Annotated in this window: 23 protein-coding genes and 1 tRNA gene; 3 read left to right on the top strand and 21 right to left on the bottom strand. The window is 67.8% G+C overall.

What is annotated here, in order from left to right; genetic code table 11:
• From ACK4YQ_RS19285 to rpsL, 4 genes are all read right to left on the bottom strand, one after another.
• A partial coding sequence (locus tag ACK4YQ_RS19285; protein ID WP_409613811.1) for a GTP-binding protein occupies positions 1–121 on the bottom strand: 121 nt, incomplete at its 3' end.
• Between the two features lie 52 nt (positions 122–173).
• Positions 174–2,252 (bottom strand): elongation factor G, encoded by a 2,079-nt coding sequence (fusA, locus tag ACK4YQ_RS19280; RefSeq protein ID WP_409613866.1) that lies wholly within the window; start codon positions 2,250–2,252, stop codon positions 174–176.
• 102 nt (positions 2,253–2,354) lie between these two features.
• Positions 2,355–2,828, bottom strand: a complete 474-nt coding sequence (rpsG, locus tag ACK4YQ_RS19275) for a 30S ribosomal protein S7 (RefSeq protein WP_374576286.1) — start codon at positions 2,826–2,828, stop codon at positions 2,355–2,357.
• A 12-nt stretch (positions 2,829–2,840) separates the two neighbouring features.
• A complete protein-coding gene (gene rpsL, locus ACK4YQ_RS19270) occupies positions 2,841–3,212 on the bottom strand; it encodes a 30S ribosomal protein S12 (RefSeq protein ID WP_056018026.1) in 372 nt (123 codons plus the stop codon).
• Positions 3,213–3,547: 335 nt separating this feature from the next.
• Between rpsL and ACK4YQ_RS19265 the strand changes: the two genes are divergently transcribed.
• Entirely contained in the window at positions 3,548–4,171 is a 624-nt protein-coding gene (locus ACK4YQ_RS19265) for a hypothetical protein (protein ID WP_409613861.1), read from the top strand.
• 76 nt (positions 4,172–4,247) lie between these two features.
• On the opposite strand, the gene ACK4YQ_RS19260 is transcribed toward ACK4YQ_RS19265, so the two are convergent.
• The 8 genes from ACK4YQ_RS19260 to ACK4YQ_RS19225 form a co-directional block, all read right to left on the bottom strand.
• Positions 4,248–5,357, bottom strand: coding sequence for a ferritin-like domain-containing protein (locus tag ACK4YQ_RS19260; RefSeq protein ID WP_409613858.1), 1,110 nt, complete (start codon positions 5,355–5,357; stop codon positions 4,248–4,250).
• A 124-nt stretch (positions 5,358–5,481) separates the two neighbouring features.
• Entirely contained in the window at positions 5,482–5,814 is a 333-nt protein-coding gene (locus tag ACK4YQ_RS19255) for a zf-TFIIB domain-containing protein (protein ID WP_409613856.1), read from the bottom strand.
• A gap of 74 nt (positions 5,815–5,888) precedes the next feature.
• The gene (locus ACK4YQ_RS19250) at positions 5,889–6,329 is read right to left on the bottom strand and encodes a YbjN domain-containing protein (RefSeq protein WP_409613853.1); all 441 of its coding nucleotides are present in this window, start codon (positions 6,327–6,329) and stop codon (positions 5,889–5,891) included.
• Positions 6,330–6,493: 164 nt separating this feature from the next.
• Positions 6,494–10,684, bottom strand: coding sequence for a DNA-directed RNA polymerase subunit beta' (gene rpoC, locus ACK4YQ_RS19245; protein ID WP_409613851.1), 4,191 nt, complete (start codon positions 10,682–10,684; stop codon positions 6,494–6,496).
• A 91-nt stretch (positions 10,685–10,775) separates the two neighbouring features.
• On the bottom strand, positions 10,776–14,846 hold the full coding sequence (gene rpoB, locus ACK4YQ_RS19240; protein WP_409613848.1) for a DNA-directed RNA polymerase subunit beta: 4,071 nt from the start codon (positions 14,844–14,846) through the stop codon (positions 10,776–10,778).
• 350 nt (positions 14,847–15,196) lie between these two features.
• Positions 15,197–15,586, bottom strand: coding sequence for a 50S ribosomal protein L7/L12 (gene rplL, locus ACK4YQ_RS19235; RefSeq protein WP_409613845.1), 390 nt, complete (start codon positions 15,584–15,586; stop codon positions 15,197–15,199).
• 48 nt (positions 15,587–15,634) lie between these two features.
• A complete protein-coding gene (rplJ, locus tag ACK4YQ_RS19230; RefSeq protein WP_409613842.1) occupies positions 15,635–16,150 on the bottom strand; it encodes a 50S ribosomal protein L10 in 516 nt (171 codons plus the stop codon).
• 340 nt (positions 16,151–16,490) lie between these two features.
• Complete coding sequence (locus ACK4YQ_RS19225) at positions 16,491–16,895, bottom strand: hypothetical protein (protein ID WP_409613839.1); 405 nt, start codon at positions 16,893–16,895, stop codon at positions 16,491–16,493.
• A 73-nt stretch (positions 16,896–16,968) separates the two neighbouring features.
• On the opposite strand from ACK4YQ_RS19225, the gene ACK4YQ_RS19220 reads away from it, so the two are divergent.
• Positions 16,969–17,574: a 2-hydroxychromene-2-carboxylate isomerase gene (locus tag ACK4YQ_RS19220; RefSeq protein WP_409613837.1), complete on the top strand. Its 606-nt coding sequence runs from the start codon at positions 16,969–16,971 to the stop codon at positions 17,572–17,574.
• A 19-nt stretch (positions 17,575–17,593) separates the two neighbouring features.
• On the opposite strand, the gene ACK4YQ_RS19215 is transcribed toward ACK4YQ_RS19220, so the two are convergent.
• The 6 genes from ACK4YQ_RS19215 to ACK4YQ_RS19190 form a co-directional block, all read right to left on the bottom strand.
• Positions 17,594–18,790, bottom strand: coding sequence for an acetyl-CoA C-acetyltransferase (locus ACK4YQ_RS19215; protein WP_409613834.1), 1,197 nt, complete (start codon positions 18,788–18,790; stop codon positions 17,594–17,596).
• A gap of 133 nt (positions 18,791–18,923) precedes the next feature.
• Positions 18,924–19,613, bottom strand: coding sequence for a 50S ribosomal protein L1 (rplA, locus tag ACK4YQ_RS19210; protein WP_409613832.1), 690 nt, complete (start codon positions 19,611–19,613; stop codon positions 18,924–18,926).
• Between the two features lie 2 nt (positions 19,614–19,615).
• Positions 19,616–20,047, bottom strand: a complete 432-nt coding sequence (gene rplK, locus ACK4YQ_RS19205; protein WP_409613829.1) for a 50S ribosomal protein L11 — start codon at positions 20,045–20,047, stop codon at positions 19,616–19,618.
• A gap of 151 nt (positions 20,048–20,198) precedes the next feature.
• Entirely contained in the window at positions 20,199–20,762 is a 564-nt protein-coding gene (gene nusG, locus ACK4YQ_RS19200) for a transcription termination/antitermination protein NusG (protein ID WP_409613826.1), read from the bottom strand.
• A 7-nt stretch (positions 20,763–20,769) separates the two neighbouring features.
• Positions 20,770–21,078: a preprotein translocase subunit SecE gene (gene secE / locus ACK4YQ_RS19195; RefSeq protein ID WP_409613823.1), complete on the bottom strand. Its 309-nt coding sequence runs from the start codon at positions 21,076–21,078 to the stop codon at positions 20,770–20,772.
• 64 nt (positions 21,079–21,142) lie between these two features.
• Positions 21,143–21,218: transfer RNA gene (locus tag ACK4YQ_RS19190), tRNA-Trp, on the bottom strand.
• A gap of 167 nt (positions 21,219–21,385) precedes the next feature.
• Here ACK4YQ_RS19190 and ACK4YQ_RS19185 point away from each other — a divergent pair.
• Positions 21,386–21,568: a hypothetical protein gene (locus ACK4YQ_RS19185; RefSeq protein ID WP_409613820.1), complete on the top strand. Its 183-nt coding sequence runs from the start codon at positions 21,386–21,388 to the stop codon at positions 21,566–21,568.
• Here ACK4YQ_RS19185 and ACK4YQ_RS19180 read toward each other — a convergent pair.
• From ACK4YQ_RS19180 to ACK4YQ_RS19170, 3 genes are all read right to left on the bottom strand, one after another.
• On the bottom strand, positions 21,565–22,473 hold the full coding sequence (locus ACK4YQ_RS19180; protein ID WP_409613817.1) for a transcriptional regulator: 909 nt from the start codon (positions 22,471–22,473) through the stop codon (positions 21,565–21,567). The two genes, ACK4YQ_RS19185 and ACK4YQ_RS19180, sit on opposite strands and share 4 nt — an antisense overlap.
• An 11-nt stretch (positions 22,474–22,484) precedes the next feature.
• Entirely contained in the window at positions 22,485–23,663 is a 1,179-nt protein-coding gene (locus ACK4YQ_RS19175; RefSeq protein WP_409613814.1) for a GNAT family N-acetyltransferase, read from the bottom strand.
• Positions 23,664–23,846: 183 nt separating this feature from the next.
• A partial coding sequence (locus tag ACK4YQ_RS19170) for a hypothetical protein (protein ID WP_409613408.1) occupies positions 23,847–23,955 on the bottom strand: 109 nt, incomplete at its 5' end.

Here is a 23,955-nt window from a genome sequence, read left to right as displayed (position 1 = left end):
CGCCCGTCTTCGCCAGCGTCATCGTGATCGCCGCCGTCAGAGTCGTCTTGCCGTGGTCAACGTGACCAATCGTGCCAATGTTGCAGTGAGGCTTCGTGCGTTCGAACTTCTCTTTGGCCATTTCAAGCTCCAGCCCTGTTTGGGCTTGTCCTCTTAACTAGGGATGGAAAGGGTTAGGCGTACTTCTTGATCACTTCGTCGGCGACGTGCTGCGGCACCGGATCGTAGTGGTCGTACTGCATGGTGAACTGGGCCCGGCCCTGCGACATGCCGCGAAGCGTGTTCACATAGCCGAACATGTTCGCCAGCGGGACGAAGGCGTTGATGACGGTGGCGTTGCCGCGCACGTCCTGGCCCTGGATCTGGCCGCGGCGGCCGTTCAGGTCGCCGATCACCGAGCCCAGGTACTCTTCCGGGGTCACGACCTCGACGGCCATGATCGGCTCGAGCAGCTTGGGGGCGCCCTTCTCGCGAAGCTCTTTGAACGCCGCGCGGGCGGCGATTTCGAAGGCCAGCACCGAGGAGTCGACGTCGTGGTAGGCGCCGTCGATCAGCGTCGCCTTGAAGTCGATCAGGGGGAACCCGGCCAGCAGGCCGTTGTCCTTGGCCGACTCCAGGCCCTTCTGCACGCCGGGCACATATTCCTTCGGCACCGCGCCGCCGACGATCGCGCTTTCGAACACGAAGCCCGAGCCCGGCTCGCCCGGCTCGAACACCAGCTTGACGCGGGCGAACTGGCCCGTGCCGCCGGTCTGCTTCTTGTGCGTGTAGTCGATCTCTGCGCGCTTGCCGAGGCTCTCGCGGTAGGCCACCTGCGGCGCGCCGATGTTGGCCTCGACCTTGTAGGTGCGCTTCAGGATGTCGATCTTGATGTCCAGGTGCAGTTCGCCCATGCCCTTCAGGATCGTCTGGCCCGACTCGTGGTCGGTGGAGACGGTGAAGGACGGGTCTTCGGCGGCCAGCTTCTGCAGGGCCACGCCAAGCTTCTCCTGGTCGGCCTTCGACTTGGGCTCGACCGCGATCTCGATCACCGGCGCCGGGAACTCCATGCGCTCGAGGATCACCGGGGCCTTGGTCGGATCGCACAGGGTGTCGCCCGTGCGGGTTTCCTTCAGGCCGGCCAGGGCGACGATGTCGCCGGCGTAGGCTTCCTTGATGTCCTCGCGGTTGTTGGAGTGCATCAGCAGCATGCGGCCGACCCGCTCGCGCTTGTCGCGCGTCGAGTTCAGCAGGCTCATGCCGCTCTCCAGCTTGCCCGAGTAAATCCGGCAGAAGGTGAGCGAGCCCACGAAGGGGTCGTCCATGATCTTGAACGCCAGCACCGACAGGGGCTCGTCGTCCGACGCCTTGCGCTCAACCTCGGCCTCGGTCTTGAAGTCGATGCCCTTGGTCGGCGGGATGTCCACCGGAGACGGCAGGTAGTCGACCACCGCGTCGAGCAGCGGCTGCACGCCCTTGTTCTTGAAGGCCGAGCCGCAGAGGATCGGATAGAAGGCGCCGGTCAGAACCGCCTTGCGCAGGCACTTCTTGATCGTCTCTTCGGAGGGCTCCTCCCCGCCGAGGTAGGCTTCCATGGCCTCGTCATCGAGTTCGACGGCGTTCTCGATGAGGTAATGGCGGGCTTCCTCGGCCTTGTCCTTCAGGTCGGCCGGGATTTCCTCGTCATGGAACTTGGCGCCCAGGCCGTCGTCGTCCCAGACGACCGCCTTCATGCGCACCAGGTCCACGATGCCGCGCAGGGCCGACTCGGCGCCGATCGGCAGCTGGATCGGAACGGCCTTGGCGCCCAGGCGGTCGCGGATCGATTCCACGGACTTGTCGAAGTCGGCGCCGATCTTGTCCATCTTGTTGACGAACACGATCCGCGGAACCTTGTACTTGTCCGCCTGCCGCCAGACGGTCTCGGTCTGCGGCTCCACGCCGGCGTTGCCGTCGAGCACGGTCACCGCGCCGTCGAGCACGCGCAGCGAGCGCTCCACCTCGATGGTGAAGTCCACGTGGCCGGGAGTGTCGATGATGTTCAGGCGCTTGCCGTTCCAGAACGCGGTCGTCGCGGCCGACGTGATGGTGATGCCGCGCTCCTGCTCCTGCTCCATCCAGTCCATGGTGGCCGCGCCGTCATGGACTTCGCCGATCTTATGGCTCTTGCCGGTGTAGTAGAGGATCCGCTCCGTCGTCGTGGTCTTGCCCGCGTCGATGTGGGCCATGATCCCGAAGTTGCGGTAATCTTCGATTTTGTGCGTGCGAGGCATAGCGGCAAGCTCTGCAGAAAGGGGGGCGTTCTGGGGGCTGAACGAACGGCGCGGGCGGTTTAGCTCAAACCGCCCGCGCCGGAAAGCGATGGATGAACCGTCTTACCAGCGGTAGTGCGAGAACGCCCGGTTGGCTTCCGCCATCTTGTGGGTGTCTTCACGCTTCTTCACGGCGGCGCCACGGTTCGAGGAGGCGTCGAGCAGTTCGCCCGCCAGCTTCTCGGTCATGGTGTTTTCGCCGCGGTTGCGCGCAGCGTTGACCAGCCAGCGGATGGCCAGGGCGCGGCGACGGTCCGGACGGACTTCGACGGGAACCTGATAGGTCGCGCCGCCGACCCGGCGGGAGCGAACCTCGATCGAGGGCGACACATTGTCCAGGGCGGCGTGGAAGGTCTCCAGCGGCCCCTGGTCCTTGCGCTTGGCTTCCAGGATGTCGAAGGCGCCGTAGAGGATGTTCTCGGCGACGGCCTTCTTACCTTCGTACATCACGTAGTTCATGAACTTGGTGACGACGAGGTCGCCGAACTTGGGATCCGGCAGGACTTCACGTTTCTCGGCGCGGCGGCGGCGGGACATGTCTGATCTTCCTTACTTCGGACGCTTGGCGCCGTAGAGCGAGCGACGCTGCTTGCGGTCCTTGACCCCTTGAGTGTCGAGCACGCCGCGCAGGATGTGGTAGCGGACGCCCGGAAGGTCCTTCACCCGGCCCCCGCGGATCAGCACCACGGAGTGCTCCTGCAGGTTATGGCCTTCGCCGGGGATGTAGCACACCGCTTCGATGCCCGTGGTCAGGCGCACCTTGGCGACCTTCCGCAGAGCCGAGTTCGGCTTCTTCGGCGTGGTCGTGTACACGCGGGTGCAGACGCCGCGGCGCTGCGGGCAGCCCTTCAGGGCCGGGACCTTGTTCCGCGAAGGCTTGTCCTGGCGCGGTTTGCGGATGAGCTGATTGACTGTCGGCATCTATTCTCTTGCTCGGGAGGCGTGTGCCGTGTGGCCGAGGCGCCTCGAAGGGGTCCATGTTGTCGTCGGGTTTCGAAACCGCCCTCTGAACGCGAAAACTCGCCGGCGCGCGCAAATCTGCGTTCCGGCGGGCAGGACGTCCGATGAGGGACTTCCGGTTCATCGGGACTGGAGAAGAATCCCCGGCCTCGAAAGGAGCGCGGTTCATACTCGCGAAGGGCGTTTGCGTCAACGTCGGCGAATTCTCCCCGCCCCGTCGGCGATCGGCGGCCCCGCGCCGCAAATCCGCCGCCCTACAAGGCGCAGCTTCGCCCCGGGATTAGCGGCGAGGCGCCATGCGCAGACCAGGACGGATTCGCACGGCGGTGCTGGCCGGCTCCGCCGCCGTGCATGCGATGCTCCTGGCCCTGGCGGCAGGCTCCCATGGCGTCGCCTTCAAGCCTGAGCCCCCGCCGCCTGTCTTGCAGGTCGAGATCGTCCCCGCCTATCTCCTGCCGGCCCCTGCCCGGTCCGCGCCCAGGACCGAGCGCCCCGCCCCCTCCCCGCGCGCGCCGCGGCCGCGCCTGGCGCGCCGGCCGGCGGACGAGGCCCCGATCGCTCCGCTGGTCCTGCCCGCCGCGCCCGCCGGTCCGCGCGCGCCCCCAGGCGTGGACGAGGGCGTGCGGCGGACCCTGCAAGGCGGTCTGGTCGGCTGCGCCAACCCGGCCGCGGCCGGATTGGACAAGGCCGCGCGCGAGGCTTGCCTGGGCCGGCTCGGCGCGGGCGCTGCGGACGCCCCCTTCTATGCAGCCCCCATCGGCAAGGCGAAGCGGGCCGAGTTCGATCGGGCGGCGGCGCGCAAGCGGGCCGATCGGGAGTGGAGGGCCGCGCCCATGCCGCCGGGCCTCTCGACCTCCGACGCGCCAGGCGGGCTCACCGGCCTTGGCCAGTCGCGCCCCGACCCCGCCGACGTCCCCTGACGCCACAGAAAGAAGAGCCCCGTCGCGGCTGCGGCGGGGCCCAGGGGGGAGCTCGTCGGAGGAGACGAAGGCTCGATCAGGCGGCGATCACATGGTCGCCGGCGACGAGCGGCGCCTCGAGCGTCGCCCAGTCGATGGCGCCATCGTGCTTCAGGTCCTCGAACTGGAGCACGCCCAGCTCCTCGAACTTCGGGCGGATCTTGTCGGTCAAGAGGCCGATCCGCTTCAGGTTGGGGATCATCCGCTCGAACAGGAAGGTGCGGAACGCCTTGCCGCCCTGGCTGGCGTCGTTGATCTCCAGCGCCTCCTCGCGGGTGAAGCCGAACTCCTCGGCGACGGTCGTGGAGACCAGCCGGTTGCGCATCACCACGCAGGCCTCGTAGGCGAACTGGGCCCGTTCCTCGATCTGGTCCTGGGGCAGCGCCTTGATCCAGTCCTCCAGATAGTTGACCCCGAAGGCGACGTGGCGGCCCTCGTCGCGCATGACCAGGCCGACGATGTCCCGCAGCAGCGGATCGCGGGTGCTCTGGTGGATGGTCTGGAAAGCGGCCAGGGCCAGGCCCTCGATCAGGATCTGCATCCCGATGAACTTCAGGTCCCAGCGCGGGTCGGTCAGCACCTTGTCCAGGAGGAACTTCAGGTTCGGGTTGATCGGATAGATCATCCGGCACCGCTCCATCAGGTAGCGGTGGAACACCTCCACGTGGCGCGCCTCGTCGAAGGTCTGGGAAGCGGCGTAGAGCTTGGCGTCATGGGTTGGCGCGCAGCTCACCAGCTGCGAGGCGACCAGCAGGGCGCCCTGCTCCCCGTGCAGGAATTGCGACAGGGTCTGGGCGTTGGAGCGCTTGGAGAACTCCACCCGCTGCTCGGGGGTCAGCGCCGCCCACTTGGGATGGCTGGCGAAACCTTCGGGCCCCTCGGCGCTGGGCGCCTCTTCGGCGGGGAACGGCTGGTTCCAGTTCACGTCCAGCTCGACGTTCCAGTTGAAGCGCTTGCCCAGTTCGTAGAGCCGCCGGATCTTGGCGTTGGCGTTCTCGTAGTCCCAGTTGTACGAGCCGGTCAGCGGCGTCTTGAAGATCTCCCGGATCGTCTCGACGTCGTGGTCGGTCAGGCGATGGGCGAGGTCCTCATCGCTGAAATACTGGATGTCGGTGGGCGGCCCTTCGACGACGGTGACGTGCAGCATGGCGGTGATCCTTCCCTTGCTCGGCTGGCTCGCCGATTGAGGACCACCCTAAAGATGACGCCGGCGTCATCTTTGACTCATATCAAAAAGCGCCGGGGAAATTCCCTCGCCTCGCCGTCTGCGCTCAGTCGAAGATGTCGAAGATGTCGAAGCCGCGCTTCTTCTTGCGGCGATGATAGTCGTCATCGTCGTAGCGATAGCGCTTCTCGCGATCGTCATAGGCGTGGCGGCGCTTCCAGTCGTCGGGATCGCGGCGGAAGCTGTCCACCTCCCGGTCGAACCGCTCGCGGGCCTGACGCTCCTCCTGCGCCTGCTCCCGGCCCGAGGCGAGCAGCTTCTCCAGTTCGCCGCGGTCGAGCCAGACGCCCCGGCAGTCCGGGCAGATGTCGAGCTCCACGGCCGAACGCTGGACGTTCTGCATCGAGGTGTTGCAGTTGGGGCAAAGCAGCAGCGGCAAGATGGTCCTCCCTGGCGGCCCACCCTATCTAGGCGCCCGATCCGCCGGCGCCAGGGCCCGCCGCGACAGGCGCCCTAGAAGCCGACGTATTCCTTGAACACCGGCAGCACCGCGACCCAGGTGTCCAGGGCGTTGACCACGGCCTCGGCCGTGGCGCCGTGTTCGAAGTCCACGTCCATTTCCAGGAACGGATCCATCTCGTCGTCCAGATAGGCCCGGCCGAACCGCTTGCCGCGGTTCCAGCCGTTGATCTGCTCCAGGGTCATGCCCTTATCCAGATCGAAGGCGGCCGCGAACTGGATCGACGCGCAGCGGGGCGTCTCGCGGCAGGTGTAGAAGAAGACGCGGAAGTTCGACCCGTCGGCCCCGCTCAGGATCACCGGCTCGCCGTCGGAGGTCGCCGACACCTCGGCCTTGTAGCCGCGCGATTGCAGGGCCTGTGTGACCTCGGCCGCGGTCACGCCGCCGTCCGGCAGAAGCTGAGCATGGGCCGCCGGTCCCGCCGTCAGAGCCATAGCCGCCCCGGCCGCCGCAATCGATGCCCATAACCTCATGGCTCGCCCTCCCCAGCCTGCAGCCGTCGAGAGCGATCATCCCACGTCCGCCACGAGTCCGGCAAGCAAAACGGCCCGGGATCGCTCCCGGGCCGCTGATGCTTGGGTCCGCGAGGACGAAGGCCCTAGGCCTCCACCCCCTCGGCGTCCCGGGCGATGACGTCCGGCAGGGGCTCCATGGCCTCTTCCCGGCTCGCCGTCAGGGCCTCGTCGCGCTTGGCGGCGATGCGCTGCAGGGTCCGCAGGTACGAGCCCGTGCCCGCCGGGATCAGGCGGCCCACGATCACGTTCTCCTTCAGGCCTTCCAGCGTGTCGGTCTTGCCCTGCACCGAAGCCTCGGTCAGCACCCGCGTCGTCTCCTGGAACGAGGCCGCGGAGATGAAGCTGCGGGTCTGCAGGGACGCCTTGGTGATGCCGAGCAGCACGGGCTGGACCAGGGCCGGACGACCGCCGCGGGCTTCCGTCTTGGCGTTTTCCTCATCCACCTCGGCCTTGTCGAGATGATCGCCCTTCAGGAGGCCCGTGTCGCCGGTCTCGAGGATTTCCACCTTCTGCAGCATCTGGCGGACGATCGTCTCGATGTGCTTGTCGTTGATCGGCACGCCCTGCAGTCGGTAGACCTCCTGGATCTCGTTGACCAGGAAGTCGGCCAGCGCCTCGATTCCCTGGATGCGCAGGATGTCGTGCGGATCCGGGTTGCCGTCGATGAGGTATTCGCCCTTGCGGATGATGTCCCCGTCGTGGACGGCGATGTGCTTGCCCTTCGGGATCAGGAACTCGACCGCCTCGCCGCCGTCTTCCGGCGTGATCTTGATGCGGCGCTTGTTCTTGTAGTCCCGGCCGAACTCGACGCGGCCGTCCATCTCGGCGATCACCGCGCAGTCCTTCGGGCGGCGGGCTTCGAAGAGCTCGGCCACCCGCGGAAGACCGCCGGTGATGTCCCGGGTCTTGGCGCCTTCGGTCGGCATCCGCGCCATCACCTCGCCCGGCTTCACCTCGTCGCCGTCGCCGACGGAAAGGATCGCGCCCACGGGCAGCAGGTAGCGGGCTTCACCGCCGTTGGACAGGCGCTTGTAGGCGCCGGTCTCGTCGAGCACCGACATGGCCGGACGCAGGTCCGAGCCCTTGGTCGAGGCGCGCCAGTCGATGACCACGCGGTTGGAGATGCCGGTGGCCTCGTCGGCTTCTTCGCGGACCGAGACGTTCTCGACCAGGTCCTCGAAGCGCACGCGACCGCCCACTTCGGTGATGATCGGCGTGGTGTAGGGGTCCCATTCGGCGAGGCGCTGGCCGCGCTTGACCGTGTCGCCGTCCTTCACCTTCAGGCGCGCCCCGTAAGGCGGCTTGTAGGCCTCGCGGTCCTTGCCATCGACTTGGACCGTGATCTGCAGGTTGCGGCTCATGCAGACCAGATCGCCGTCCGGAGCCGTCACCGTATTGCCGCCGGCGATCTTCACCACGCCGTTGTTGGCGCTTTCGAAGAACGACTGCTCGGCCACCTGGGCGGTGCCGCCGATGTGGAAGGTCCGCATCGTCAGCTGGGTGCCCGGCTCGCCGATCGACTGGGCGGCGATGACGCCCACGGCCTCGCCGATGTTCACCGGCGTGCCGCGCGCCAGGTCGCGGCCGTAGCAGGCGCCGCAGACGCCGACCTTCGACTCGCAGGTCAGCACCGAGCGGACCTTCACCGACGGGACGCCGGCGGCCTCGATCGTGTCGACCATGTTCTCGTCAAGGTAGGTGTCGGCCGGGACGATCACCTCGCCCGAGGACGGGTCCTTGATGTCCTCGGCGGCGAAGCGGCCCAGCACCCGCGCGCCCAGGGAGACCAGCACGTCGCCGCCTTCGACCACGGCGCGCAGCGTGATGCCGCGCGTGGTGCCGCAGTCTTCCTCGGTGATGATGCAGTCCTGGGCCACGTCCACCAGACGCCGGGTCAGGTAGCCGGAGTTGGCCGTCTTCAGCGCCGTGTCCGCCAGGCCCTTACGGGCGCCGTGGGTGGAGTTGAAGTACTCCTGGACGGTCAGGCCTTCCTTGAAGTTCGAGATGATCGGCGTCTCGATGATCTCGCCAGACGGCTTGGCCATCAGGCCGCGCATGCCGCCGAGCTGCTTCATCTGGGCCTGCGAGCCACGGGCGCCGGAGTTGGCCATCATGAAGATCGAGTTGATCTCGTCCTGGCGGCCGGTCTCGGGGTTGATGGGGGCCGAGGAAATTTCGGCCATCATCTCGTCGGCCACGCGGTCGGTGGCCTTGGCCCAGGCGTCGACGACCTTGTTGTACTTCTCGCCCTTGGTGATCAGGCCGTCCGCGTACTGCTGCTCGTATTCCTCGACCAGCTTGCGGGTCTCTTCGACGATCGGCTTCTTGCGGGCCGGGATGATGATGTCGTCCTTGCCGAACGAGATCCCCGCCTTGGCCGCCTCGCGGAAGCCCAGGCCCATCATCTGGTCGGCGAAGATGACCGTCGCCTTCTGACCGCAGTGCCGATAGACGGTGTCGATGAGGTTGCCGATCTCCTTCTTGGTGAGGTTCTTCTCAAGAAGGCGATGGCCCACTGCCGGGTGGCGGGGGAACAGGGCGGCGATCTTCATCCGGCCGGGGGTGGTGTCGATCACCTTGGTGACCAGTTCGCCCTCGGCGTTCATCTCCGTGTAGCGCGCCTTGATCTTGGTGTGCAGGGTCACGGCCCCCGCATCGAGCGCGCGCTCGATCTCGGCCAGGTCGCCGAACAGCTTGCCCTCGCCGGGCTCCTTGTCCTTCGCCAGCGACAGGTAATAGAGGCCGAGAACGATGTCCTGCGACGGCACGATGATCGGCCGCCCGTTGGCGGGCGACAGGATGTTGTTCGTCGACATCATCAGCACGCGCGCTTCAAGCTGGGCTTCCAGCGAGAGCGGCACGTGGACGGCCATCTGGTCGCCGTCGAAGTCGGCGTTGAAGGCGGCGCAGACCAGCGGGTGCAGCTGGATGGCCTTGCCCTCGATCAGCTTCGGCTCGAAGGCCTGGATGCCGAGGCGGTGCAGCGTCGGGGCGCGGTTCAGCAGCACCGGGTGCTCGCGGATCACCTCGTCGAGGATGTCCCACACCTGCGGCTGTTCGCGCTCGACCATGCGCTTGGACTGCTTGACGGTGCCAGACAGGCCCTTGGCGTCCAGCCGCGCGTAGATGAACGGCTTGAACAGCTCCAGGGCCATCTTCTTGGGCAGGCCGCACTCGTGCAGCTTCAGCTCCGGGCCGACCACGATGACCGAACGGCCGGAGTAGTCGACGCGCTTGCCGAGCAGGTTCTGGCGGAACCGGCCCTGCTTGCCCTTCAGCATGTCGGCCAGCGACTTCAGCGGGCGCTTGTTGGCCCCGGTGATCACCCGGCCGCGGCGGCCGTTGTCGAACAGGGCGTCGACCGCTTCCTGCAGCATCCGCTTTTCGTTGCGGATTATGATGTCCGGCGCGCGCAGCTCGATCAGGCGCTTCAGGCGGTTGTTCCGGTTGATGACCCGCCGATAGAGGTCGTTCAGGTCCGAGGTCGCGAAGCGGCCGCCGTCCAGCGGCACCAGCGGGCGCAGCTCAGGCGGGATCACCGGGATGACCGTCAGGATCATCCACTCGGCCTTGTTGCCGCTCTCGATGAAGCTCTCGATCAGCTTCAGGCGCTTGGAGGTCTTCTTAAGCTTCATCTCGGAGGTGGTCGTGACCAGCTCCTCGCGCAGCTTGTCGGCTTCCTTGTGCAGGTCGATCGCCCGCAGCAGGCCCTGCACCGCCTCGGCGCCGATTTCGGCGGTGAAGCTGTCGTCGCCGAACTCCTCCTGGTAGCGCATGAAGTCGTCTTCCGAGAGCAGCTGGTGCTGCTTCAGCGGGGTCAGGCCCGGCTCGGTGACGATGTAGTTCTCGAAGTAGAGGACCCGCTCGATGTCCTTCAGGGCCATGTCCAGCATCAGGGCGATGCGGGAGGGCAGGCTCTTGAGGAACCAGATGTGAGCCACGGGGCTCGCCAGCTCGATGTGGCCCATCCGCTCGCGGCGAACGCGCGCGAGGGTGACCTCGACGCCGCACTTCTCGCAGATGATGCCCTTGTACTTCATGCGCTTGTACTTGCCGCACAGGCACTCGTAGTCCTTGGTCGGACCGAAGATGCGGGCGCAGAACAGGCCGTCACGCTCGGGCTTGAACGTGCGGTAGTTGATGGTCTCGGGCTTCTTGATCTCGCCGAACGACCACGAGCGGATCTTTTCCGGCGAGGCCAGGGCGATACGGATGCGGTCGAAGGTCGGAGCGGCCTGGACCGGATTGAAGATATTCAGGACTTCCTGGTTCATCTGGTAATCCAGTTCGTCAGTTATTTCAGTGGCGAAGCGGGAGGAGCTGACGGGCCCCTCCCCTCGCGTGGCGCGGGCGGCAGGGCCGCGATCAGCTGTTCTCCAGCTCCACGTTCAGGCCAAGCGAACGCATCTCCTTGACCAGCACGTTGAAGCTTTCCGGAATGCCGGCCTCGAAGGTGTCGTCGCCGCGGACGATGGACTCGTAGACCTTGGTCCGGCCCGCCACGTCGTCCGACTTCACCGTCAGCATCTCCTGCAGGGTGTAGGCGGCGCCGTAGGCTTCGAGCGCCCACACCTCCATTTCCCCGAAGCGCTGGCCGCCGAACTGGGCCTTGCCGCCCAGCGGCTGCTGGGTGACCAGGCTGTAGGGGCCGATCGAGCGGGCGTGGATCTTGTCGTCCACCAGGTGGTGCAGCTTGAGCATGTAGATGTAGCCCACCGTCACCGGACGCTTGAACCGCTCGCCGGTCTGGCCGTCGTAGAGGTAGGACTGACCCGAACGGTCCAGGCCCGCCTTCTCGAGCAGGTTCTCGATGTCCTCGATGTGGGCGCCGTCGAACACCGGCGTGGCGAAGGGAATGCCCTTCGACAGGTTCCGCGCCAGCTCCACCAGCTCCTCGTCGGACTCCGGCAGCTCCTCTTCCTTGCCATAGACGTCGCGCAGGTGGTCGATCAGCGCCTGGCGCTGCCCGCCGTTCTGCCACGCCTCGAGCATCTCGGAGACCTGCCGGCCAAGACCGGCGGCGGCCCAGCCGAGGTGGGTCTCGAAGATCTGGCCGACGTTCATCCGCGAGGGCACGCCCAGCGGGTTCAGCACGATGTCCACCGAGGTGCCGTCCTCCAGGTAGGGCATGTCCTCGATCGGCAGGATCTTGGAGATGACCCCCTTGTTGCCGTGACGGCCGGCCATCTTGTCGCCCGGCTGAAGCTTGCGCTTCACCGCGACGAACACCTTGACCATCTTCATCACGCCGGGGGGCAGCTCGTCGCCGCGCTGCAGCTTGTCGACCTTATCCTCGAACCGGCGGTCCAGGCGCTTGCGCGCTTCGTCGAACTGCCGGCGCAGGGCTTCCAGTTCGCCCATGGCCTTTTCGTCGTCCAGGGCGATCTGCCACCACAGGCCGGGCTGGATCTCCTCCAGCTTCTCCAGGGTGATCTCGCCGCGGCCCAGGCCCTTGGGCCCGGAGACGGCGGTCTTGCCGACGAGAAGCTGGCGCAGGCGCGCGGTCATGTTGCGGTTCAGGATCGCGAACTCGTCGTCGCGGTCCTTGCCCAGGCGGTCGATCTCGGCGCGCTCGATGGCCAGGGCGCGCTCGTCCTTGTCCACCCCGTGGCGGTTGAACACGCGCACTTCCACGATCGTTCCGGCCACGCCCGGCGGCAGGCGCAGAGAGGTGTCGCGCACGTCCGAGGCCTTCTCGCCGAAGATGGCGCGCAGCAGCTTCTCTTCCGGCGTCATCGGGCTCTCGCCCTTGGGCGTGACCTTGCCGACCAGGATGTCGCCCGGCATCACCTCGGCGCCGATCGCCACGATGCCCGCCTCGTCGAGGTTGCGCAGGGCCTCCTCGCCGACGTTGGGGATGTCGCGGGTGATCTCTTCCGGGCCCAGCTTGGTGTCGCGGGCCATCACCTCGAACTCCTCGATGTGGATCGAGGTGAAGACGTCGTCGCGCACGATGCGCTCGGAGATCAGGATCGAGTCCTCGAAGTTGTAGCCGTTCCACGGCATGAACGCGACGAGGGTGTTGCGGCCCAGGGCCAGTTCGCCGAGCTCCGTGGACGGGCCGTCGGCGATCACGTCGCCGGCGGCGATCCGATCGCCCACCCGCACCAGCGGACGCTGGTTGATGCAGGTCGAGGTGTTGGAGCGCTGGAACTTCTGCAGGCGGTAGATGTCGACGCCGGGCTTGGTCGGGTCGGTTTCCTCGGTCGCGCGCACGACGATGCGGGTGCCGTCGATCTGCTCGACCACGCCGGAGCGGCGGGCCACCACCACGGCGCCGGAGTCGCGGGCGACCACGGCCTCCATGCCGGTGCCGACCAGCGGGGCGTCCGACTCGATGAGCGGCACGGCCTGCTTCTGCATGTTCGAGCCCATCAGGGCGCGGTTGGCGTCGTCGTTCTCAAGGAACGGGATCAGCGAGGCGGCGACCGAGACGACCTGCTTGGGCGACACGTCCATCAGGTCCACGTCGGCCTTCGGCAGCAGCGACGGCTCGCCGTTCACCCGGCCGGGCACCAGGTCCTCGGCGATCTCGCCGCCGTCGAGCTTGATGTTGGCCTGGGCGATGACGTGCTTGGCCTCTTCCATCGCCGACATGTAGACCACCTCGTCGGTGATCTTGCCGTCCTTCACCCGCCGGTACGGGCTTTCGATAAAGCCGTACTTGTTGACCACCGCGTGGGTGGCCAGCGAGTTGATGAGGCCGATGTTCGGGCCTTCCGGGGTCTCGATCGGGCAGATCCGGCCGTAGTGGGTCGGGTGCACGTCGCGCACCTCGAAGCCGGCGCGTTCGCGGGTCAGGCCGCCCGGGCCCAGGGCCGACAGGCGCCGCTTGTGGGTGATTTCCGACAGCGGGTTGGTCTGGTCCATGAACTGCGACAGCTGCGAGGAGCCGAAGAACTCCCGCACGGCCGCGGCCGCCGGCTTGGCGTTGATCAGGTCGTGCGGCATGACGGTGTCGATATCGACGCTCGACATGCGCTCCTTGATCGCCCGCTCCATGCGCAGCAGGCCGACGCGGTACTGGTTCTCCAAGAGCTCGCCCACCGAACGCACCCGGCGGTTGCCCAGGTTGTCGATGTCGTCGATCTCGCCGCGGCCGTCGCGCAGGCCGACCAGGGTCTTCAGCACCGCCAGCACGTCTTCCTTGCGGATGACGCGCACGTCGTCGGGGCAGTCCAGCTCCAGGCGCATGTTCATCTTCACGCGGCCGACCGAGGAGAGGTCGTAGCGCTCGGCGTCGAAGAACAGCGACTTGAACATGGCCTCGGCGGCTTCCACCGTCGGCGGCTCGCCCGGGCGCATGACCCGGTAGATGTCGAACAGCGCGTCCTCGCGGGAGGTGTTCTTGTCGACGCGCAGGGTGTTGCGCATGTAGGCGCCGACCGTCACCTCGTCGATGTCGAGCACGTCGAGGGTGGAGAAGCCCTGCTCTTCCAGGGCGGCCAGCAGGGCGGCGTCCAGCTCGTCGCCGGCCTCCGCGTAGATTTCGCCGGTCTCCATATTGACCAGGTCGCTGGCGAGGTAGCGGCCGGTCAGGGCCTCCGGCGCCAGCAGCAGGGTCTTCAGGCCGTTGTCGGCGAAGCGCTTGGCGTTGCGGGCCGAGATCTTCTGGCCGGCGGGCGCGATCTCCTCGCCGGTCTCGGCGTCCACCAGCGGGAACTCGGGCTTCACCCCGCGCCAGCGCTCCGGCTTGTAGGGGGTGGCCCAGCCGCCTTCACGCTTCTCGTACGGGACGGTGTCGTAGAAGGTCGACAGGATCTCCTCGCCGTCCATGCCCAGGGCCATCAGGAAGGTGGTGGCGGGCAGCTTGCGGCGGCGGTCGATGCGGACGAACACGATGTCCTTGGCGTCGAACTCGAAGTCGAGCCACGAGCCGCGGTAGGGGATCACGCGGGCGGCGAACAGCAGCTTGCCCGAGGCGTGGGTCTTGCCCTTGTCGTGGTCGAAGAAGACGCCCGGCGAGCGGTGCATCTGGGAGACGATGACGCGCTGGGTCCCGTTGACGATGAAGGTGCCCTTCTCCGTCATGAGCGGGATGTCGCCCATGTAGACGTCCTGCTCCTTGATGTCCTTCACCGAGCGGGCGCCGGTCTCCTCGTCGGTCTCGAACACGATCAGCCGCAGCTTCACCTTCAGCGGCGCGGCGTAGGTCATGTCCCGCTGGACGCATTCCTCGACGTCGTACTTCGGCTCCTCGAATTCATAGGAGACGTACTCGAGCACGGCGCGCTCGTTGAAGTCCTTGATCGGGAAGACGGACTTGAACACCGCCTCGACGCCCTCGTCGCGACGTTCGCCCGGCCGCACTTCGCGCTGCAGGAACTGTTCGTAGGAGGAGCGCTGAACCTCGATCAGGTTCGGCATCTGGACGGCTTCAGGGATGCGGCCGAACGACTTCCGGATCCGCTTCTTACCAGTGAAGGACTGCGCCATTTTTTTCCCTTAAGGGCGCGCGGGAGCTTCTCCCGACGCCGGTCGTTTTGCATCCTGCGTCCACCCTCGGCCTCCCTTGCGGGAGGAGGACGCGGAAAGCCCCTGTGACGTCAGGGGCGCTCCCTCGCATGGCCGGAGGGCGACGGGCCATGCCTCGGAGCTTGCACGCGCGACGAATCGCGTCTCGACGAAATTTCGCGAAGCACGCGAGATAGGCTCTTTGCAATCGGAAGCCAAGCCCTTTTGCACAGAAAATTTCAGACGCCCCGCCGGGCGGCGGCGCGGACAAGAAAAAAGGCCGGGGATCTCTCCCCGGCCTTCGAACTTCAAAGCTGCTGACGCAGCCCAGATCACTTGACCTGGACGGTGGCACCGGCTTCCTCGAGCTTCTTCTTGATCTCTTCGGCTTCCTGCTTGGAGACGTTTTCCTTGACGTTCTGCGGGGCGCCTTCGACGAGATCCTTGGCTTCCTTCAGGCCGAGGTCCGGACGGACCGCGCGGACTTCCTTGATCACGTTGATCTTCTTGTCGCCGCCGGCGGTCAGCACGACGGTGAATTCGGTTTGCTCTTCGGCGGCTTCGGCCGGAGCAGCGCCGCCGGCGGCGCCGGGGACGGCGGCCACGGCCACCGGAGCGGCGGCCGAGACGCCCCACTTTTCTTCGAGCAGCTTGGAGAGCTCAGCGGCTTCCAGCACGGTCAGGGCGGAGAGGTCTTCGACCAGCTTTTCGAGCTTCGACATGATGATGTGTCCTTGAGAGTTTGATGTGGTGTCGGGGAAGATGACGGATCAGGCCGCGTCCTTGGTGGCGTAGGCGTTGAACACCCGCGCCAGTTGGCCGGCCGGGGCCTGCAGCACGCCCGCGACCTTGGTCGCCGGAGCCTGGATCAGGCCGATGATCTTGCCGCGCAGTTGGTCCAGCGAAGGCAGGGTGGCGAGCGCCGAGACGCCCGACTTGTCCAGAACCTGCTGGCCCATCAGGCCGCCGATGATCGCGAACTTCTCGTTGCCCTTGGCGTAGTCCACCACGACCTTGGCGGCCGAGACGGGGTCCGCCGCATAGGCGATGGCGACGGGGCCGGTGAACAGGGCGTCGCCCGCCTCGCCGACCGAACCGTCCAGGGCCTTCTGGGCCAGAGTGTTCTTGACCACCTTCAGCGTGGCGCCCTGCTCGCGCAGCTTGCCACGAAGGTCCGTCATTTCCGCAACGGTCAGACCCAGGTTGTGGGTCACGACCACGGCGCCGGCCTCGGCGAAGACGCCCTTCAGCGTTTCGATCGATTCCTGCTTTTGAGCGCGGTCCATTGCGGTCTCCTACTCAATTCGACCGCCGGACCATCCGACGGCCGCAAACGACCTTCCGCCCCGGCGAGCCGGCGCGAACGATCAGCCTGTCCTTGAGAAGCCGCAGTCTCCACGCCCGGGCCGCTGGCGGCCGGACGGCGAAACCTCATCTTCCCGTCTCCCGGCGGTCGAGGAAGGCCTTCCCCGGATTAAGGCCCTGGCGACCCCAGGACCCCGCAGTTCTCGGACAGGATGGGAAAGCGCGAACGCTTCCCTACCCCGCCTCCCCAGGCGGAGAGGCGAAACAATAGAAGGCGCGGCCTTTACACGAGGCGCGCGCGAAACTCAACCGGCGCCGGCGTCAGGCCCCCTCGTCCTCGCCAGTCTCCTCGCCGACCGCCTCCTCGACCAGGCGGCGCCACACCGGATCGCTGTCCTCGACCAGGTCCACGTCCTCCAGCAGCGCCACCGCCCCCGCCCCGTCCGGCAGGATCAGGCCCAGCACCTCCAGGCTCTCGCCGTCGTCGGTCTCATGCGCCTCGGCCTGCACCGCCACGGCGGCCTGCTCGCCGTCCTCGCTCCACCAGATCACCGGCTGGGGCAGCTCCATCTCGATCGGGCGGGCGTTCAGCGTGTCGGCCAGGGCGAAGATCGCCCGCCGCCCCTGCACGTCGTCCAACGTGGCCACCGCTCCGGCGAAGGAAGGCAGCCGCCTCCAGTCGTCCACGTCGTAGCCGCCGCCCTCGTCCTCGGGACCGTCCAGCATGGTCATTCCCTTCGCGCCCGGCCGCAGCCGAATCCTGTTTCGAACATGATCGGACGGGCGCTAGGCTCGCGCCATGATCGAATTCTTCTTCGACTGCTCCAGCCCCTGGACCTATCTGGCGTTCCACAACGTCCAGCCCATGGCCGCCGGGCTTGGCGCGCCCATCCGCTGGCGTCCCTTCATGGTGGGCGGGGTGTTCAACACCATCAACCCGAGCGTCTACGAGAGCCGGAAGACGCCGGTGCCGGCCAAGGCGCGCTACCACGGCAAGGACCTGCAGGACTGGGCGCGCCTCGCCGGGCTGCAGATCAGGATGCCGCCCAGCGTCTTCCCGGTGAACAGCGTCAAGGTCATGCGCGCCTGCCTGGTGCTGGAGCCGCAGGGCAAGCTCGTCCCCTTCGCCACCGCCGCATTCGAAGCCTATTGGGGCGAGGACCGCGACATCTCCCGGGACGAGGTGGTGGCCGACCTCTGCGACCGCGTCGGCGTCGATGCGCCGGGCCTGCTGGCCGCCATCGCCGAACAGCCGGTCAAGGACGCGCTCAAGGCCAACACCGAGGAGCTGATCGCCCGAGGCGGCTTCGGCTCGCCGACGATCTTCGTCGGCGGCGAGGACATGTACTTCGGCAACGACCGGCTGGAGCTGGTCCGCGCCGCGATCGAGCGGCTGAGGGCCTGACGCCCCCGGCCGTCCCGAATCAGGCCGCCTCGAACACCGCGGCGATCCCCTGGCCGCCGCCGATGCACATGGTCTCAAGGCCGTACTTGCCGCCGCGGCGCTTCAGCTCCCGCAGCAGGTTGGCCAGGATCCGTCCGCCGGTGGCGCCGATCGGATGGCCCAGCGAAATCCCGGAGCCGTTGACGTTCAGCCGGTCCCGCTCGTCCCAGCCCCAGCCGCGCAGCACCGCGAGCACCTGGGGAGCGAAGGCTTCGTTCAGCTCCACGAGGTCGATGTCGTCCCAGCCCAGGCCGGTGCGTTCGAACAGCCGCTTCACCGCCGGCACCGGCCCGATGCCCATGCGCGAGGGATCGCAGCCGGCCGCGGCCCAGCCGACGAACCAGCCCATCGGCTCCAGGCCCAGCTCGGCCAGCTTGTCCTCGGACACCACCAGGCAGGCCGCGGCGGCGTCGTTCTGCTGGCTGGCGTTGCCGGCGGTCACCACCCCGTCCTTCTCGATCGGCTTCAGCTTGGACAGGCTTTCGGCCGTGGCGTCGGCGCGCACGCCTTCGTCCTTGTCGAAGATGACCGGGTCGCCCTTTTTCTGCTTCACGGCCACCGGGACCAGTTCGTCGTCGAACTTGCCGGCCGCCCAGGCGGCCGCGGCGCGCTGGTGGCTCATGGCCGCGTACTCGTCGCATTCCTCGCGGCTGATCTGGTAGTCGCGGGCCAGATTGTCGGCCGTCTCGATCATGCCGCTGATCACGCCGAAGCGTTCGATCGGCTGGCTCATCACCCGGCCCCGGGCCAGGCGGTCGTGCAGGGTCACCGAGCCGGCGCGCGCGCCGGCGCGCATGTCGGTGGTGTAGTACTCGACGTTGGACATGCTCTCCACGCCGCCCGCCACCACCACGTCCGCCGCACCAGTCTGCACCATCATCGCCGCGTCGACCACGGCCTGCAGGCCGGACCCGCAGCGCCGGTCAAGCTGATAGCCCGGCACCTCGATCGGCAGACCCGCAGCCAGGGCCGACCAGCGGGCGATGCAGGGCGCCTCGCCCGAGCCGTAGCCCTGGGCGAAGATCACGTCGTCGATCCGCATCGGATCGATCCCGGTGCGCTCCACCAGCGCCTTCAGGATCACCGCGCCGAGCTCGCCGGCCGTCACGCTGGACAGGCTGCCCAGGAACTTGCCGACCGGGGTGCGGATCGGGCTGACGATGGCGGCGCGTTTCATGGGGTGTCCTCCGGCGGCTTGGTCGGCCAGTCAGTGGCGACTGGCGCCGCCCCGGTCAAGCGGACGCTGCGGAATCGAAAAGGGGGAGCGGCGAGCCGCTCCCCCTCGAAGGTCGTTCAGGCTTTCGCCAGGGTCAGGCGCCGACCGAGGTCGTGTCCACCTTGAAGCCCGGGCCCATCGTCGAGGACAGGCTGATCTTCTTGATGTAGGTGCCCTTGGCCCCGGACGGCTTGGCCTTGTTCAGCGCGTCGATCACGGCGCGGACGTTGGCCAGGATCGCTTCGTCGGTGAAGCTCGCCTTGCCGATGCCGGCGTGGATGATGCCGGTCTTCTCGGTGCGGAACTCGATGGCCCCGCCCTTGGCGTCCTTCACGGCCTGGGCGACGTTCGGCGTCACCGTGCCGACCCGCGGGTTCGGCATCAGGCCGCGCGGGCCCAGCACCTTACCGAGACGGCCGACCAGGGCCATCATGTCGGGGGTGGCGATCACCCGGTCGAACTCCATGAACCCGCCCTGGATCCGCTCCACCAGCTCCTCGGCGCCGACGATGTCGGCCCCGGCGGCGGTGGCCTCGGCGGCCTTGGCGTCCTTGGCGATGACGGCGACGCGCACGTCGCGGCCGGTGCCGGACGGCAGGTTCACCACGCCGCGGACCTGCTGGTCGGCGTGACGCGGGTCGACGCCCAGATTGACGGCGATCTCGACGCTCTCGTCGAACTTGGCCTTGGCGTTGGCCTTGACCAGCTTGACGGCCTCTTCCACGGCGTGGGCGGCCTTGCGGTCGCCGGTCCAGGCCTGGATGCGCTTGGGTTGCTTGGCCATCCTTACGCCTCCACGATCTCGAGGCCCATCGAACGCGCCGAACCTTCGATGATCCGGGACGCGGCTTCGAGGTCGTTGGCGTTCAGGTCCTTCATCTTCTTCTCGGCGATCTCGCGCAGCTGCGCGCGGGTGATCTTGCCGATGGTCTCGCGGCCCGTGGCCTTGGAGCCGGACTTCAGGCCCAGCGCCTGCTTGATGTAGTAGCTGGCGGGCGGGGTCTTGGTGACGAAGGTGAACGACTTGTCCTGATAGACGGTGATCACCGTCGGCAGGGGCGTGCCCTTCTGTTCCTTCTCGGTGCGGGCGTTGAACTCCTTGCAGAAGCCCATGATATTGACGCCGCGCTGGCCGAGCGCCGGCCCGATGGGCGGCGACGGGGTGGCGGAGCCCGCGGGCACCTGCAGCTTGATGTAGCCCAGAATCTTCTTGGCCATCTTCTCCTCTTTGGCCGGACGCCCGGCCTGTTGAGCCGTGGTGCGGGGTTAGGTGGCCCTCCCCTCCCACGGATTTGACGTCGCAGACGAAGACGCGCCCGCGAAGGGCGCGCCTCTATCAGCTATGGCGGGTGTCCGCAACCGGCGCGGATCAGGCGATCTTTTCGACCTGGCCGTATTCCAGTTCGACCGGGGTGGCGCGGCCGAAGATCGACACGGTCACGCGCAGGCGGGCGCGCTCCTCGTCGACCTGCTCGACCGAGCCGTTGAAGCTGGCGAACGGACCATCGGTCACGCGCACCTGCTCGCCGATCTCGAAGCTGATCGTCGGCTTGGGCCGCTCCACGCCCTCCTCGATGGCGCCGATGATCCGGGCCACTTCCTTTTCGGACACCGGCATGGGCTTGGAGCCCGAGCCGAGGAAGCCGGTCACCTTCGGGGTGTTCTTCACCAGGTGATAGGCCTCGTCGGACATGTCCATCTTCACGAGGACGTAGCCCGGGAAGTACTTGCGCTCGGCGTCGACCTTACGGCCGCGGCGGATCTCCACCACGTTCTCGGTCGGCACCAGGATCTCGGAGAAGGCTTCGTCCAGCCCCTGGGCGTGGGCCTGCTCGCGGATCGACTCGGCCACCTTCTTCTCGAAGTTCGAGTAGGCGTGGACGATGTACCACTTGTGGTTCGGATTGGCGGCGGTTGCGGCTTCAGCGGTCATGGCGGCGTCACCCCGCGTTCACGAGTTGCAGGAACAGAGACATCAGGCCCCCGAGGCCCCAGTCCACCACGGAGAAGAAGATCGCCGCGATCACGACCATGATCCCGACCATCACCGAGGTGATCCAGGTCTCCTTGCGGCTGGTCCAGGTGATCTTGCGCGCTTCGGCCCGCACTTCCTTGATGAACTGCTGGGGGCTCGTGCGCTTCTTCTTCGGCTCGCCCTGAGCAAGCGCCGAGCCGGGCGACATCACCGCCGCCGTCTTGGCCGCGCGCGATTTCATGGCTTGCGGGGTCGACCCCGGTTTTCTGGCCATATCGGCTCTTAAGACTCTCTCATGCTCGGGCCGCGCCCGAAGGGATCACGCACTCATATAGGAATGGCAGGAGTGGAGGGACTCGAACCCCCGGCCCTCGGTTTTGGAGACCGATGCTCTACCAGCTGAGCTACACTCCTACACGCCGGACAATGGACAGCGCGCCGGCGAGCAGGTCCGCCCGCCGGCGCGCGCGGCTCACCGCCGGAGCCGGGTCGTTTAGCAGCGGTCCTCGCCGCTTACAAGGCGGATCGACAGCCTTTGCCGCGCGTTAAGGGGCGACGCCGCCGCCCCAGGAGACCGCGCCATGCCCTCCCCCGCCCAACGCCGAGAAGACGCCGCCCGATCGCGCGACGAAGACCTCAAACCCGACGAGCCCCCGCGCCCGTCCACCGAGCCGGCGGGTTCGGAGGGAAGCGAGCGCACGCCCAAGACCATGACCGATCCCGCCACCGGCCAGCCCCGCCCGGTCCCGCCCGAACCGAACTAGCCCCGCGCCTCGCCCAGCTCGAACGACCGCTCGATCCCGCCGATGCGGTCCTCCACCAGGCCCATGCGCTTCATCGCCAGGTGCGCCGCCCAGAGCGCGGCCCGGGCCGGGGCCGGCGTGCGGCTCATGGCGGCCACCGGCAAACCTCGGCGGCGCAGGATTCCATTGGCGTAGTGCGCCCCGTTGATCATCCGGCTGGTCCAGGTCTGGTAGTCCACGGACAGCGAAACGTTGAAGGTCCCGAGGTTCTCGATCCGATGCGGCGCGTGCAGCGGCCAGGTCGCCGCCATGCCGGGCTCCAGGTCGAACACCTGAGCGGCGGCGTCCATCCGCGGGTCGTAGGGCAGGTCCTCGGTGGTCTGCTTGAGCATGATGTCCTCCATGCTCCGCTGCGGCATGTGCCTCTCGTCATTCGGATAGATCCAGATCCGCTTGCGGCCGCGGATATGGAACAGGCACACGCCTGGCGCATCGGCGTGGAACGGCACCTTCGCGCCCGGGGCCGAGAGGATGAGTTGTCCGGTCAGTTGCACCGGCCTGAACCCCGGGACCTCGGCGGCGATCTCGGCGAACGCGGCGCGGATGGCCCGGCCGAGCGGCGCGTGGTGCGTCTCGACCCCGCGAAGCTGGACCCAGACGCGGCCTTCCTTGACGCCCTCCAGCACCTCGCGGCCCGGCCGGCGGCCGCGAACCCCCGTGCGCATGGTCATCTGGCCGTCGGGGCCCATGTCGAACAGGTTGATGTCGAAGAGTTCGGCGGGATAGCCGTCCAGCAAGCCGGCCAGGGGCCCGTCGTCGAACAGGCCGGTGGCGGCCAGCCGGTGGCCGAAGACCATCGGCCGGCGGCCGAACCCCTGGCGCTGGGCGTCGTCCCAGGGGACAGCGATCAATCCGTCTGCGGTCATGGCGGCGGGTCTCATTCCGAAAGCAGGGTGGCGGCGAGGCCGGCGCCCAGGCCGAGCCCCAGCCCCACGCCCAGGGAGGCGGCGGGCCGGCGGCGGGCGATGGCGCCGATCGAGCGGGTCGCGGCGCCTAGGCGCCGGTCCAGTCCAGGTTCGCAGGCGGTGATGCGATCCCACCGGCGGTTCAGCTTGACGCCGGCTTCGCGGAGCGCCGGCGCGCGGCCCAGCACGCGCCTGGCCGCCCGGCGGGCGCTACGCTCAAGCGCCCCGGCCACGGCCTCCCCCTCGACGACCGGCAGCCCGGGCTCGGCGAAATCGGCCTTGTACGCCTCGCGGCCCGGGCCGAAGTCGACCATCCGGACCCCCTGCGCGGCGGCGGCTCGGATGGTCTCCAGCGTCATCAGCGCGCCAGGCGAATAGCGTGCGAATCCGGGGTCGTAGACCGGAAACCACAGGTGATAGGCGTCCCCCGAGCGCAGGCCGAGCTCGGCCGCCACCGTGCGCCCTCCCGCGCTCAGGACCGCGAACCTCAGGCCGAAGTCCGGCTCCCCGCGCCGCTCCAGCGCTTCGATCAGCCGTGGAACCCAGGGGCTGGAAAACAGGTCGTGTTGGCCGGTGCGCCGCAGTTGCTCGCGCTTGAGGGCGACGATGAAGTCCAGGGCCGCGTCCGCGTCGTCCGTCAGCCTGAAAGCGAGCGGCCCGTGATCCTCCTCCAGCCGGCGCGCGCGGCGGCGCTTGTCCTTCAGGAAGCCCGGCGCCCGCCGCGCGAGGTAGGCGTCCAGCCCGTCCGTCAGGTCGGCCACCATGGCCACCTCGTGCGAGCAGGCCGGCGGCCGGCCGACGAGGGCGCTGTAGCGGAAGCGGCTGGCGCCCAGGGCCGCGACGACCTCCTCGAGCTGCAGTTCCACGCCCGGCGCGGCGATCGGGCCGTGGTAGTCGGTCATGGGCGCGGCGATCGGCTGGATCAGCTTGCCGCGGCGCTGGAACGGCAGGAAGGCGGCGATGCGCCCGCCCCTGGAGATCACCGCCACTTCCGCGCCGGGAGCGGCCTCCCCGGCGGCCAGGGCGTAGCGGAGGTCGAAATAGGGACTGCGCAGGGCGGGGTCGGCGTCGCGGAAAGCGGCCCACGCTGCCCGGGACTCGGAGTCCAGGCGCGCCGGCTCCAGCGTGTCGACCGCCCACGTCCGTCCCATGTCGGGCGCCTCCCCAGATCACGCGCGGGGCGGGCAGACGCCGACCCCGACACGGCCCGGTTTAGGTCGGCGCGGTAAACAACGGGTTTGGCTGATGTAACTTTGTCTGCGCCTTCGACGCAAAAGGGCCGCCGGGGGTTTCCCGGCGGCCCTTGAGGTGCTTCGCCTGTAGGCGGAGGTCGATTACTCGACGATCTTGGCCACGACGCCGGCGCCGACCGTACGGCCGCCTTCGCGGATGGCGAAGCGCAGGCCCTGGTCCATGGCGATCGGGGTGATCAGTTCGACGTCC

Origin of the sequence: Phenylobacterium sp. (assembly GCF_046291545.1) — a bacterium.
In the GTDB taxonomy this organism is placed as follows: domain Bacteria; phylum Pseudomonadota; class Alphaproteobacteria; order Caulobacterales; family Caulobacteraceae; genus Phenylobacterium.
Note: the sequence above shows the minus strand (reverse complement) of the source record. Positions and strands in the feature narration are given on the sequence as shown.

Coding starts and splice junctions, on each gene's coding strand:
- fusA (WP_409613866.1), bottom strand. CDS start 2,252: ATGCCTCGCACGCACAAAATCGAAGATTACCGCAACTTCGGGATCATG.
- rpsG (WP_374576286.1), bottom strand. CDS start 2,828: ATGTCCCGCCGCCGCCGCGCCGAGAAACGTGAAGTCCTGCCGGATCCC.
- rpsL (WP_056018026.1), bottom strand. CDS start 3,212: ATGCCGACAGTCAATCAGCTCATCCGCAAACCGCGCCAGGACAAGCCT.
- ACK4YQ_RS19265 (WP_409613861.1), top strand. CDS start 3,548: ATGCGCAGACCAGGACGGATTCGCACGGCGGTGCTGGCCGGCTCCGCC.
- ACK4YQ_RS19260 (WP_409613858.1), bottom strand. CDS start 5,357: ATGCTGCACGTCACCGTCGTCGAAGGGCCGCCCACCGACATCCAGTAT.
- ACK4YQ_RS19250 (WP_409613853.1), bottom strand. CDS start 6,329: ATGGCTCTGACGGCGGGACCGGCGGCCCATGCTCAGCTTCTGCCGGAC.
- rpoC (WP_409613851.1), bottom strand. CDS start 10,684: ATGAACCAGGAAGTCCTGAATATCTTCAATCCGGTCCAGGCCGCTCCG.
- rpoB (WP_409613848.1), bottom strand. CDS start 14,846: ATGGCGCAGTCCTTCACTGGTAAGAAGCGGATCCGGAAGTCGTTCGGC.
- rplL (WP_409613845.1), bottom strand. CDS start 15,586: ATGTCGAAGCTCGAAAAGCTGGTCGAAGACCTCTCCGCCCTGACCGTG.
- rplJ (WP_409613842.1), bottom strand. CDS start 16,150: ATGGACCGCGCTCAAAAGCAGGAATCGATCGAAACGCTGAAGGGCGTC.
- ACK4YQ_RS19225 (WP_409613839.1), bottom strand. CDS start 16,895: ATGCTGGACGGTCCCGAGGACGAGGGCGGCGGCTACGACGTGGACGAC.
- ACK4YQ_RS19220 (WP_409613837.1), top strand. CDS start 16,969: ATGATCGAATTCTTCTTCGACTGCTCCAGCCCCTGGACCTATCTGGCG.
- ACK4YQ_RS19215 (WP_409613834.1), bottom strand. CDS start 18,790: ATGAAACGCGCCGCCATCGTCAGCCCGATCCGCACCCCGGTCGGCAAG.
- rplA (WP_409613832.1), bottom strand. CDS start 19,613: ATGGCCAAGCAACCCAAGCGCATCCAGGCCTGGACCGGCGACCGCAAG.
- rplK (WP_409613829.1), bottom strand. CDS start 20,047: ATGGCCAAGAAGATTCTGGGCTACATCAAGCTGCAGGTGCCCGCGGGC.
- nusG (WP_409613826.1), bottom strand. CDS start 20,762: ATGACCGCTGAAGCCGCAACCGCCGCCAATCCGAACCACAAGTGGTAC.
- secE (WP_409613823.1), bottom strand. CDS start 21,078: ATGGCCAGAAAACCGGGGTCGACCCCGCAAGCCATGAAATCGCGCGCG.
- ACK4YQ_RS19185 (WP_409613820.1), top strand. CDS start 21,386: ATGCCCTCCCCCGCCCAACGCCGAGAAGACGCCGCCCGATCGCGCGAC.
- ACK4YQ_RS19180 (WP_409613817.1), bottom strand. CDS start 22,473: ATGACCGCAGACGGATTGATCGCTGTCCCCTGGGACGACGCCCAGCGC.
- ACK4YQ_RS19175 (WP_409613814.1), bottom strand. CDS start 23,663: ATGGGACGGACGTGGGCGGTCGACACGCTGGAGCCGGCGCGCCTGGAC.